This window comes from Streptacidiphilus jiangxiensis, assembly GCF_900109465.1.
Lineage (GTDB): Bacteria > Actinomycetota > Actinomycetes > Streptomycetales > Streptomycetaceae > Streptacidiphilus > Streptacidiphilus jiangxiensis.
The window spans coordinates 1-11,995 of sequence record NZ_FOAZ01000011.1 but is presented as its reverse complement, the minus strand read 5'-3'; the positions used below and the strand labels follow the sequence as shown (position 1 = coordinate 11,995).

The 11,995-nt window shown below is 71.4% G+C and carries 10 protein-coding genes and 1 tRNA gene; 8 read left to right on the top strand and 3 right to left on the bottom strand.

Annotated elements, in window-relative coordinates; translation table 11 throughout:
* Positions 1-510: 510 nt before the first annotated feature.
* Positions 511-1,287 (bottom strand): GNAT family N-acetyltransferase, encoded by a 777-nt coding sequence (locus BMY61_RS21230; protein WP_052438768.1) that lies wholly within the window; start codon positions 1,285-1,287, stop codon positions 511-513.
* Positions 1,288-1,909: 622 nt separating this feature from the next.
* On the opposite strand from BMY61_RS21230, the gene BMY61_RS21225 reads away from it, so the two are divergent.
* The 3 genes from BMY61_RS21225 to BMY61_RS21215 all read left to right on the top strand — a co-directional run bounded on the left by BMY61_RS21225 (position 1,910) and on the right by BMY61_RS21215 (position 4,564).
* Positions 1,910-3,292 carry a helix-turn-helix domain-containing protein gene (locus BMY61_RS21225; RefSeq protein WP_042449315.1) on the top strand — a complete coding sequence of 461 codons (1,383 nt, stop codon included), beginning with the start codon at positions 1,910-1,912 and terminating at the stop codon, positions 3,290-3,292.
* Between the two features lie 464 nt (positions 3,293-3,756).
* Positions 3,757-4,359: an oligoribonuclease gene (gene orn / locus BMY61_RS21220; RefSeq protein ID WP_042448913.1), complete on the top strand. Its 603-nt coding sequence runs from the start codon at positions 3,757-3,759 to the stop codon at positions 4,357-4,359.
* Between the two features lie 129 nt (positions 4,360-4,488).
* Positions 4,489-4,564: transfer RNA gene (locus BMY61_RS21215), tRNA-His, on the top strand.
* A 129-nt stretch (positions 4,565-4,693) separates the two neighbouring features.
* Here the strand turns inward: BMY61_RS21215 and BMY61_RS21210 are convergent.
* Both BMY61_RS21210 and BMY61_RS21205 read right to left on the bottom strand, forming a co-directional pair.
* Positions 4,694-5,638 carry a slipin family protein gene (locus BMY61_RS21210; protein WP_169791859.1) on the bottom strand — a complete coding sequence of 315 codons (945 nt, stop codon included), beginning with the start codon at positions 5,636-5,638 and terminating at the stop codon, positions 4,694-4,696.
* Positions 5,639-5,821: 183 nt separating this feature from the next.
* Positions 5,822-6,856: a LacI family DNA-binding transcriptional regulator gene (locus BMY61_RS21205; protein WP_042448910.1), complete on the bottom strand. Its 1,035-nt coding sequence runs from the start codon at positions 6,854-6,856 to the stop codon at positions 5,822-5,824.
* 491 nt (positions 6,857-7,347) lie between these two features.
* Here BMY61_RS21205 and BMY61_RS21200 point away from each other — a divergent pair, with 491 nt between their 5' ends.
* The 5 genes from BMY61_RS21200 to BMY61_RS21185 form a co-directional block, all read left to right on the top strand.
* Entirely contained in the window at positions 7,348-8,823 is a 1,476-nt protein-coding gene (locus BMY61_RS21200) for a GH1 family beta-glucosidase (protein ID WP_042448908.1), read from the top strand.
* A gap of 37 nt (positions 8,824-8,860) precedes the next feature.
* Positions 8,861-9,031: a hypothetical protein gene (locus BMY61_RS46355; RefSeq protein WP_161791266.1), complete on the top strand. Its 171-nt coding sequence runs from the start codon at positions 8,861-8,863 to the stop codon at positions 9,029-9,031.
* A gap of 256 nt (positions 9,032-9,287) precedes the next feature.
* Positions 9,288-10,406 (top strand): LacI family DNA-binding transcriptional regulator, encoded by a 1,119-nt coding sequence (locus tag BMY61_RS21195; protein ID WP_042448905.1) that lies wholly within the window; start codon positions 9,288-9,290, stop codon positions 10,404-10,406.
* A gap of 12 nt (positions 10,407-10,418) precedes the next feature.
* Positions 10,419-11,405 carry an ABC transporter permease gene (locus BMY61_RS21190; protein WP_042448902.1) on the top strand — a complete coding sequence of 329 codons (987 nt, stop codon included), beginning with the start codon at positions 10,419-10,421 and terminating at the stop codon, positions 11,403-11,405.
* Between the two features lie 3 nt (positions 11,406-11,408).
* A partial coding sequence (locus BMY61_RS21185; RefSeq protein WP_143094461.1) for an ABC transporter permease occupies positions 11,409-11,995 on the top strand: 587 nt, incomplete at its 3' end.

Below are 11,995 nucleotides of genomic sequence, written 5' to 3'. Positions count from 1 at the left end.
CATGGGACGCCCGGGACCGAGGCGGCATCGCCGCAGGTGGCCGCCACCGGCAACGTTCGACCGACGGGCGAGGCGGCGGTCTCCACGGAGCCGGGAGGGCTCCGGCACACCGAGCCCCAGGTCGACAGCCGGGACTCACCCACCGGGGCGCGGCGACCGTAGGACGGATCGGCGCGACCGCTCGCGGCGGCCCGGGCTCCGAAACCGGGCGCGGCGACCGTAGGACGGATCGGCGCGACCGCTCGCGGCGGCCCGGGCTCCGAAACCGGGCGCGGCGACCGTAGGACGGACCGGCGCGACCGCTCGCGGCGGCCCGGGCTCCGAAACCGGGCGCGGCGACCGTAGGACGGACCGGCGCGACCGCTCGCGGCGGCCCGGGCTCCGAAACCGGGCGCGGCGACAGCTATAGGACGGATCAGCGCGACCGCTCGCGGCGGCCCGGGCTCCGGAACGTCGCGGACTGCGGCGAGGCCGCGCCACCAGACGGCGGGAGAGGGCTGCCGGGGGAGATCACCGACGGGGCGCGGCGGTCGTCGCCGGAAACTGCCACCAGCGGGCGAGGCCGCCCTCGACGAAGCCCAGGCGGCGATAGAGGGGTTCACCCAGAAGGGTGGCCGTCAAGGTGGCCGGACGGTCCGGGTGGGCGGCGAGGGCGGCGCGCAGCAGGGCGCGGGCTGCCCCGCGCGAGCGATGGTCGGGAAGGGTGGCCACCCAGTAGAGGCCAACCGCCGCTCCGTCGTCGTGGGTGATGCACGCGGCGGCCGGGCGGCCGTCGACGTGGGCCAGCCAGCTGCGACGTCCCGCTATGTCGCCGTCGCAGGCCGGGAAGTGTCCGCCGCGTCGCCACGGTTGGTGTCGGGCGATCGGGAAGCCCTCCACGACGACGCGCTCGACCTCGGCCAGGTCGCGCTCGTCCCGGGCCTCCCCGGCCTGGACCCGCTCCGGGTCGCCCCGATGGCGCAAACCGTCCCCGTCCACCACCGGACCGGGCGGACGGATCATCACCGGCATGGCCAAGGCGGCTTCGAAGCCGAGGTCGGACAGATCGAGAGTCCTCGTCGGGTCCTCCACGCAGGCGTGGCTCGACTCCCATCGGCGGAAAAGCGCCCGCAGCTCGGCCCGCAGCGCCTCCGTGTCCGAGGGGGGACCGGCCGCCAGCAGGACGCGGTGCACCGTGTCCGCCCGGACCGCGGTGAACCCCGCGCCCTCGATCGACTGCCAGCCACGGACCTTCGCCATGGCCGTCCAGTGGCTTGCGGCGTTGGCGACGGCGAGTTCGACTCCCATCCGCTCACCCTAAAGACTGAGTCAACGCACCCCTGTGGTCAGGACCACACTCGACCCGGCGGAAAACCGCCTCACGGGGCGCGATGCCCGGTCGCGACCCGCGCCCGGCGCGGGCGCCGTCAGGGCCCGCTTGAGGTGGAGCGCAGGGGGAAATGTGCGCGGGGCGTGCGCCCCCCGCGCTCCAGGACGCCTCTTTTCGGTCAACTTGATGACACATGCCCGTGGTTGGCCATACGCGCAGCCCAGGCGGCCCGGCCGGGCCACGGCGGCGGTGTCAACTGTGTTGGAACCGTGCGACAACTGGCCACGCCGTGACACGCCCCCTTCCCTGACGGAGTGATGGGTGCCACGCTTCGAGATCGAATGCTTCACGCCAAATTGCCATGTCGACATAGCGTCTGATGGTGAACTAGTCGCAACAGCATCATCCGAGCCAGTAGATTCGATCTTGATGGAAACGGAGCGAGAGCGGGGGCTCGACCAGCAACCATCAAGGACGGGTGCGCACGGCACCGAGGAACCACAGGACCGGGACGACCATGACAGCGAGGGGGGCCGGAGCGCCTTGAGCAGGGTCAGCAGGAATACCGCCACCGGGGACGAGGCGGCCGCCGGCGTCCCCATCGGCGCCACCGGTTCCGGCAGCCTCGCCAGCGGATCAACCGGCCTCGCCACCGCCTCACGGAAGCTCTCAGGCCGTCGCCGCCCGGAGATCGTGGCCGTCCTGCTCTTCAGCGGTGGGCCCATCTTCGAGAGCTCGATCCCGCTCTCCGTCTTCGGCATCGACCGCCAGGACACCGGACTCCCCCACTACCGGCTGCTCGTCTGCGCCGGGGAGAACGGCCCGCTGGCCACGACCGGCGGCCTGACCATGACCGCGCCCTACGGACTCGACGGCCTCGCCCGCGCCGGCACCGTCGTCGTCCCCGCCTGGCGCTCGGCCGGACAGACGCCTCCCGCCGAGGCGCTCGCCGCGCTCCGCAAGGCCCACGCCGAGGGCGCCCGCATCATCGGCCTCTGCACGGGCGCCTTCGTCCTCGCCGCCGCCGGCCTGCTGGACGGCCGCCCCGCGACCACGCACTGGATGTACGCGCCCACCCTGGCCAAGCGCTACCCCCAGATCCAGGTCGACCCGCGCGAACTCTTCATCGACGAGGGCGACGTGCTGACCAGCGCCGGCACCGCCGCCGGCATCGACCTGTGCCTCCACGTCGTCCGGACCGACCACGGCGCGGAGGCAGCCGCCACGCTCGCCCGCCGCCTGGTCGTCCCGGTGCGCCGCTCCGGCGGACAGGCTCCCTACGTCGATCGGTCTTTACCCGAGGAAATCGGCAACGACCCGCTCGCCGAGGTCGTGACCTGGGCGCTCGACAACCTCTCCAAGCAGTTCGACGTCGAGGTGTTGGCCGCCCGCGCCTACATGAGCCGACGCACCTTCGACCGGCGCTTCCGGTCGCTGACCGGCAGTGCCCCGCTGCAATGGCTGATCTCACAGCGGGTGCTGCAGGCACAGCGGCTGCTGGAGACCACCGAGCTCTCCGTCGACGAGGTCGCACGCCGCTGCGGCTTCCGCTCGCCGGTGGCGCTCCGCGGCCACTTCCGGCGGCAGTTGGGCGTGTCCCCGGCGGTCTACCGGAGCACGTTCCGGGCCAAGCGCCCGGAGCCCGGCGGGCCCGGTGGCGGAGCCGTCGGCGGCAACACCGGCAGCGGCCTCGGCAGCGCGGTCGGCACCGGATCGGCCGTACCCACGCAGGGCACGACCGGCTCCGGTGGCGGTGAGGCGTTCGGCTCCTCGCTGCCGACGGTGCCGCCCCAGGGCAGCCCCGGACGCGGTCGCCCCACGCCCCGGGTCGGCAGCCGTTCACGGCAGCCCGGTCCGAGCCGACCGGCCTCGGCCGACCACTCCTCCCCGACGGAGGACGGCCGCCCCGGACCCGCTCAGGCGCTCAGTCACCCGGAAAGCGCCCCCACCCCGCTCCGCCGCCGCGGCGCGGAAAGGCGCTGAGTCCGTCCCGCCCGCCTTTGGACGTCCCCGGTCGCGGCACCTCGCAGGGTGCCGCGACCGCGCCGGGCCCTGAACGGCCTCCCAGGGCGAACCCCGGATCGGCCCGGCGACCCCGAGCGCCCCTCGGCGTCTCTCGGCGGGTCCCGAGGTCCTTGGACGTCCTTGGGTGTCTCCGGGTACGAAGGGCAGCATCGGGAGGCGGCCCGGGCAACTCCGGAGGGGTCCGGACTCCGCCGTGGACAGCGGCCGCGCTCAGGACCAACCTGACCGGCCGTTCGCCCGCTCCTCCCCTCCGAAGAGCCCCCTGCGGGGTGCGCGCCACCCGGCGCCGACGTGTCGACTTGCACGCGGGAAGCGTGATGATCGACCATGACGGGTCAGCCGATCGCCCTCACGAGTCTGTGGCGAGGCTCCTGGTTGACGTCGACAGCAGGACGCGCAATAGCCCCGGGACGGTGAGCCGGATGAACGACCGCATGGTGTGGATCGACTGCGAGATGACGGGACTCGATCTCGAACGAGACGCCCTGGTGGAGGTCGCCGCGCTGGTGACCGACTCAGAGCTGAACATTCTCGGAGAGGGCGTCGACATCGTGGTCCGCCCGCCGGACGCGGCGCTCGCGCAGATGCCCGACGTGGTCCGGGAGATGCACACCTCCTCCGGGCTGCTCGACGAGCTGGCCGACGGGGTCACCCTCGCCGAGGCCGAGGCACAGGTGCTGGCCTACGTCCGGGCCCACGTGCCGGAGGCCGGCAAGGCTCCCCTGTGCGGCAACTCGGTCGCGACCGACCGCGGCTTCCTCTCCCGGGACATGCCCGCACTGGAGAGCCACCTGCACTACCGGATCGTCGACGTGTCGTCGATCAAGGAGCTCGCGCGCCGCTGGTACCCGCGCGCCTACTACAACAGCCCCAAGAAGCAGGGCAACCACCGTGCCCTCGCGGACATCCGCGAGAGCATCGCGGAGTTGAAGTACTACCGCGAGGCCGTCTTCGTGCCGCAGCCGGGACCCGACACCGAGGCCGCCCGCGCGATCGCCGCGCGCTTCGAGCAGCCGCCGGCGTGAGCCGACCGCAGCTCCCTCCAGGTCACACCTGGCGGGAGCTGCGGAAGCCGCCGAAAAGCTGGTCGTGAGCACCCCTGCGGATCCTGTAGAGTTATCTCCGTCAGCACGCGAGAGCGAAGCGGACAGATGGTGGGCGTAGCTCAGCTGGTAGAGCACTGCGTTGTGGTCGCAGGTGTCGCGGGTTCGAGCCCCGTCGCTCACCCCACCAGAGGCTTCGGGCCCGATCGTTCAACGATCGGGCCCGAAGTCGTTTTCCGGCTTTGCCCTTTGAGGCCCACTCAGCCGGTCGCCCGGCACCGGGCAATCCTCCGAGCCGCTGAGGCCTCCGAAGCGCTCAGTCCTCCGGGAGCGTCTCTTCGGGATCGGGGAAGAGCAGCCCCCCGGCCTCCAGCTCGGCGTCGGCCTCGGCCTCCAGCTCCGGCACGCTCGGCACCGGGGCCACGCCGGGCACCTCGGCGGCAGCGGGGACGGGGGCAGGCTGCGCGACGGGTGCCGGCGCGCCGCCGTTTCCGTCGGGCTTGGGCGTCATGCCGTCCAGGAAGCGCAGCAGCTCCACCGGGAACGGCAGCACCAGCGTGGAGTTCTTCTCCGCGGCGACCTCGACGACCGTCTGCAGCAGGCGCAGCTGCAATGCTGCCGGAGCGTCCGACATGATCGTCGCCGCCTCGGAGAGCTTGCGGGACGCCTGGAACTCGCCGTCGGCGGTGATGATGCGCGCGCGGCGCTCACGCTCCGCCTCGGCCTGCCGGGACATCGACCGCTTCATCGACTCCGGGAGGGCCACGTCCTTGATCTCGACGCGATCGATGTGGATGCCCCAGCCGACGGAGGGGCTGTCGAGCATGAGCTCCAAGCCCTGGTTCAACGGCTCGCGGTTGGTGAGCAGGTCGTCGAGCTCGCTCTTGCCGATGATCGAGCGCAACGAGGTCTGTGCGACCTGCGACATGGCGAAGGTGTAGTTCTGCACCTGGACCGTGGCGAGCACCGGGTCCTCGACACGGAAGTAGACGACGGCGTCAACCCGGACGGTGACGTTGTCGCGCGTGATGCCCTCCTGCGCGGGCACCGGCATGGTCACGATCTGGACGTTCACCTTGCGCAGCCGGTCGGCGACGGGCAGCAGCAGCGTCAGCCCGGGCTGCTTGACCCCACTGCGGACCCGACCGAAACGGAACACCACGCCGCGCTCGAACTGCTGGACCACCCGGACTCCGGTGGCCACCCATATGGCGCCCACGCCGAGCACCCCAAGGATGACATCCACAGCCACCATTGCCATCACCCGTTCTCGTCCGCGGACACACGGATCCCGCCCCGTCGCCTTCCACGCTACTCGCGGCCCCGGCCCGGAGGAACCGTCGTGCGGGCGCCGTGATCAGCGACCCGCACGGCGTCGGCCGGCTCCGGGGAGCGAGCGGTGGCGGCGCCGCTCATGCCGGGGTTCTGCCCGGCATGAGCCGATCTACGCCGACTCGCGGACGACGAGCTCGGTGGAGAGGATGATCTGCCGGTGGCTGCGCGCCGGTGCGGCAATTTCCTCCAGGAGCAGCCGGGCCATGGCTCGGCCCATCTCCTCGCTCGGCTGGCGCACCGTGGTCAGCGGCGGCTCGGTGTGCCGGGCCAGTGGCGCGTCGTCGAACCCGACCAGCGCCACGTCCGTCGGTATCCGGCGGCCGGCCCGACGCAGGGCGCGCATCGCCCCCGCCGCCATCAGGTCGGACGCGACGAAGACGGCGTCGACGGCCGGCTCCCGCTCCAGCAACTCGGCCATGGCCTGCTCGCCGGACACCTCGGAGAAATCTCCGTGGGCGATGAGCGCGGCCTCGATCGGGACCCCGGCCTCCTCCAGGGCCCGACGGTAGCCCTCCAGGCGGACGCAGGACGCCTCCATGTCGAGCGGACCGGTGATCGTCGCGACCCGCTGCCGCCCGAGGCCCAGCAGATGACGCACCGCCGACCAGGCGCCGCCGAGGTTGTCCGGATTGACGTAGCTGATCGGCTCCAGCTCGGAGCGGCGGCCGCCGAGCACGGTGGGCAGACCCGTGCGCTCCAGCAGCTCGACGACCGGGTCGTCCGCATGAACCGAGACCATGAGCACCCCGTCGACCCGGCGCCCGTCCAGGAAGCCGGCGAGGCGACGACGCTCCCGCTCGGTGCTGACGAGGATCAGCAGCAGCTGCAGCTCGGTGTCCGAGATCTCGCTGGCCACGCCGCGGATGATCGAGGCGAAGAACGGCTCGGAGGCGAGCCGGGTCTCCGTCTCCGGCACGATCAGGGCGATGGCGTCGGCCCTGCTGGTCGCCAGTGAGCGGGCGGCGCGGTTGGGCACATAGCCGAGCTCGGCGATCGCCTGCTCCACCGCCGTGCGCGCCCGCGGGCTCACCCCGACCGCGCCGTTGACCACCCGGGACACGGTGCCCCGACCGACGCCGGCCAGGGCTGCCACGGCCTCCAGCGTGGGCCGGCCTTCGCCGCGTGCGGCGGACCTGCTGCTCATGGCGTTCCCTTCGTTCCCCTCGCTCGTGACGCGGCAGCGTACGTGTCCATGGGCTGTGAGTGACATCCTGCCAGCGCGAGAAGAACGCAAGGCCCTCTAGACCGCAAGCGGCTCGGCCGCAGACTTCTCGGCCGGAGACTTCTCGCCCGCGGGCCACCCGCAACCGCCCCCGGCAGTCCCGTGGTCGGCCGGCGCGCTCCAGAGCTGTGCAGGGTGGTCCGGGCCCGACCGAGGCCCGACTGCCCTGCCGCGGGCCGGTGCCATCACCCTAGCGCCTCCGACCGTCATTTTGGGAGCGCTCCCAACTTTCCGATGAAAGACGCGCGAGACTGCTTGACATCTCCCCGTAACAGGATTCAGGCTTCCGACACCAGGACATGGGAGCGCTCCCAGATCCAGGCGGTCCGGAACATCCGGATACGCCCGGGAACGTCAGGCGCTCCCCTCGCCCCTCACCGCCATCCGTCTCGGAATCTCGGGAGCCTGCTGCGATGACCTCCGTCGGCGCCTCGCCGTTCCTCCGCCCCTCCGGCCTCTCGACCGCAACCCGCTCCTCTCCGGCCGACGACGGTCGGCTGCACTTCCCGCCCGACTTCCTCTGGGGCGCCGCGACCTCGGCCTACCAGATCGAGGGCGCGGCCGACGAGGACGGGCGCACCCCCTCCATCTGGGACACCTTCAGCGCCACGCCCGGCCGGGTGCACCACGGCGACACCGGCGCCATCGCGGTGGACCACTACCACCGCTTCCGCGACGACGTGACGCTGATGCGCGATCTCGGCCTCACCGCCTACCGCTTCTCGGTCTCCTGGCCCCGGGTCCAGCCGACCGGTCACGGCCCCGCAGTCGAGCGCGGGCTGGATTTCTACCGGCAGCTGGTGGACACACTGCTGGAGGCCGGCATCACCCCGGTCGCCACGCTCTACCACTGGGATCTGCCCCAGGAGCTCGAGGACGCGGGCGGCTGGCCGGCACGGGACACCGCCGAGCGTTTCGGTGCCTACGCCGCCCTGGTCGCCGAGGCCCTGGGCGACCGGGTCAAGCGCTGGACGACGCTCAACGAGCCGTGGTGCTCGGCGTTCCTCGGCTACGGGTCCGGGGTGCACGCGCCCGGCCGCACTGATCCCGGCGACGCGCTGCGCGCCGCACACCACCTGAATCTCGGGCACGGCCACGCCGCCGCCGCGTTGCGCGCCACGGTGCGGGACCTTCACCTGTCCGTCAGCCTGAACCTGCACCAGGTCATTCCGCTCACCGACAGCGCGGCGGACGCCGAGGCGGCCCGACGCATCGACGCCGTGGGCAACCGGATCTTCCTCGGGCCGATGCTGCACGGCCGCTACGACGAGGATCTGCTCCGCGACACCGCCCACCTGGTCGACTGGGACCGGCTGATCCACTCGGGCGACGCGGCGACAGCCCATGCCCCGCTCGACGCGGTCGGCATCAACTACTACACGCCGGCCTGGGTTTCGGCCGACGGGCCGAGCAGCAGCGCGGTGCACGGAACGAGCAGCGCCTCGCCGTGGCCCGGCTCCGAGTCCGTCGCCTTCCACCAACCGGCGGGCCCCACCAGCACCATGGGCTGGCCGATCAACGCCGACGGGCTGTTCGGACTGCTCTCCCGCGTGCACGAGGAACGTCCCGACCTGCCACTGCTGATCACCGAGAACGGCATGGCCTGCGAGGACTATCCGAACCCCGAGGGCGAGGTGCGGGACCCCGAACGGATCGCCTACCTCCACGACCACCTTGCGGCCGTGCACCGGGCACTCTCCGAAGGAATCGACGTGCACGGCTACTTCCAGTGGTCGTTCATGGACAACTTCGAGTGGGCCTACGGCTACGCCAAGCGCTTCGGCATGGTCTACGTCGACTTCGCCACACAGCGACGAACCCCCAAGTCCAGCGCCTACTGGTACGCCGAGGTGGCACGCCACGGGGCAATACCTCGACCAGAACAGTAACGCTCCGTAGCACCTGATCGTTGGACAGAGCGTGCATGTGTTCGCCGTTCTGTTCGCCCCAGCGCCCACGCCCGCGCCCGCCCACGGGCCGGGCCCGGTTCCGGTCGAACAGGTCGACACCACTGCGTGGCTGCTGCCCGTCCTCCTGGGCCTGCTCCTGACAGCCATCGCCTGCTACAAGCACCGTGGGCTGCCCGGCGGGCACTGATCTGCGCGCCACCATCCACTGTCGACTGCCAGCCTCGCTGTAAGCGCTTCCTGACAGCTCTTCTGCTCAGCGCCGCACGCAGGACAACATGTACTGGCCATTCAGTTCTTGATGGTCCATCACCTCCGCACGACCGCTCCGCCAACGAAACATTGCACCAACGTAACGCCGCTGACGCAGAGTCTTGTCAGGCCTCGAAAGCGGACTTACGGTCGTCCAGACCTTCGACGAGTAAGCGCTTACAGCTGAGGTTCCGATGGATTCACACCCCAAAGCCGACACCCCGCCGACGATCTACGACGTCGCGCGGCGAGCCGGCGTCTCCATCGCCTCCGTCTCGCGGGTGCTCAACGGCCGGGACAACCCGCGCCCGGCCACCCGGGACCGGGTGCTCAAGGCCAGCGCCGAGCTGGGCTTCGTCCCGGACGGCGCGGCCCGGGCCCTGAGCAGCCGGCTCAAGCACGTGGTGGGCGTCGTCTTCCGCCGGGTCTACGGGACGGACGACGGCGGCACGTTCGCCGACGAGGCCGAGAGCCTGCTCTTCGGCGACCAGATCAACCGCGGCATCGAGATCGTCGCCCAGCGCTACGGCTACGACCTCCTGGTCTGCTCGGTCAACATCGACGAACGGACACTGCCCAACCGGATCATGACCATCGCGGGCAAGTGCGACGGCCTGATCCTGCACGACCAGGTGCTCTCCCCGGCCGGGCTGGCCGCGGTCGCCCGGGTGGCCCCGGTCGTCTCGCTGGCCGGCGCGGGCGGCGGCGACGTCGCCGTCGTGCGCAGTGAAAGCGCTGACAGCATGCGCGAGTTGGCCCGGCACCTGGTGCAGGACCACGGCTATCGCCGCCTCGCCTACATCGCCGGTCACGCCGACAGCCCGGACAACGTCGTCCGCGGCCGGTCCTTCGCCGATGAGGCGCGCGCGCTCGGGGCCGAGTGCCTGACCGGCCCGGCCTGGCAGGGCGACTACTCCGCGGCCGGCGGAGTCGAGATCGTGCGCGGCCTGATCTCCCTGGGAGCGACCCTGCCCCGGGCGATCGCCTGCGCCAACGACCAGACGGCGCTCGGTGTGCTCTATGCACTGGCCGAGCACGGGCTGGACGTCCCCGGCGACATCGCCGTCACCGGCTTCGACGACCTGCCCTTCGCCCGCCATCTGCGTCCGCAACTCACCACGGTGCGCCAGCCCATCCAGGAGATCGGCGCACAAGCCTTCGAGGTCCTCCATTCCATGATCACTACTGGCCAGCCTGCCTCGACCACCACCGAGGCCGCCGCCGACATCGTCCTGCCCACCCGGTTGATACGCCGCGAGAGCTGCGGCTGCCCACCCGACCCCGCGACGCCCTCCTGGCGTCGCCTCGTCTGAGCGGAGGTCGCCATGAGAGCGCTCCTGCGCAGGCTCTGGTTCTATCTGCTCGCCGCCTATGCGGCGATCACTCTCAACTTCTTCATCCCGCGGATGGTGCCGGGCAGCGCCCTGCAGAACTTCCTCGCCAAGATGAACACCGCCTCGCTGACGCCCGACCAACTCAGGGCCCTCCAGGCCCAGTACGGCGGGGGGCACCAGGGGCTCGCCGGGCAGTACCTGACCTACCTCGGCAACCTGCTCCACGGTGACCTGGGCATCTCGACCTCGCTGTCCACCCCCGTCTCCACGGTGCTGGCCAACGACCTGCCGTGGACGATCGGCCTGGTCGGCTCGGCCACGGTGATCGCCTTCCTGCTCGGCACCCTGATCGGCGTACTGGCCGGCTGGCGACGCTCCGGTGCGCTGGACGCCCTGCTCCCCGCGGCCACCTTCTTCCAGGCCGTCCCCTACTTCATCCTCGCGTCGCTGCTGATGCTCAGCCTCGGCTTCTACGGCGGGTTCTTCCCGACCGGAGGTGCCTACGACACCGGCCGCTACGCGACGGTCACGCCCGGGTGGAACGGGCCGTTCATCGCCAACGTGATCGACCACGGCGCCCTGCCGGCCGCGACCGTCGCGCTGGCCTCGATCGCCGGGTGGATCATCGGGATGCGCAACATGATGATCACCACCATGGACGAGGACTACGTCCTGGTGGCCGCGGCCAAGGGCCTGCCACGTCGGCAGGTGGTGGCCGTGGCGGCCCGCAACGCGCTGCTGCCGAGCATCTCCAACTTCGCGCTCTCCATCAGCCTCGTCGTGACCGGGTCGATCGTCACCGAGATCGTCTTCAACTACGCGGGTGTGGGGCGTGAGATCTTCAACGCCGCCCAGGCCGCCGACTACCCCGTGATGCAGGGCATCCTGCTCGTCGTCACGTTCACCGTGCTCGGCGCCAACCTGCTCGCGGACATCGTCTACGTCGCGCTCGACCCCCGCGCGAGAAAGGGGGCCTGAGCCGTGGCTCCTGCAACAAGCCCACGCCGAAGCCGCTCCGGCGGCCGCGCCCGTCTGCTGCGCTCGCCCAAGGTGGCCACCGGATCGCTGATCCTGCTCTTCTTCGTGCTGCTCGCCGCCTTCGGCCCCATGGCCGCCCCGCACTCGCCGGACTGGCGCGCCTCCCGCCTCGACAACGTCCCGCACCCGCCGTCGGGCCAGTTCTGGCTCGGCACGGACGTGCAGCAGCACGACCTGTTCTCGCAGCTGCTGGCTGGCGGCCGGGACACCCTGCTGATCGCCTTCGTCGCGGGTGGGATCGCCACCGTGCTCTCGGTGATCGTGGGAGTCAGTGCCGGCTACCTCGGCGGCAAGGCCGACGAGGTGCTGTCGATCCTGACCAACATCTTCCTGGCGCTGCCCGGCCTGCTCATCCTCATGGTCGTCATGAAGATGATGCCGGACGGCGACACCGGCAACCCGCTGCTCATCGGCGCCGTCATCGCCCTCAGCGCCTGGGCGTGGGGGGCCCGGGTCCTGCGGGCGCAGACGCTGGCCCTGCGCAACCAGGACTACGTCGAGTCCGCCCGGGTCGTGGGCGAGAGCCGGGT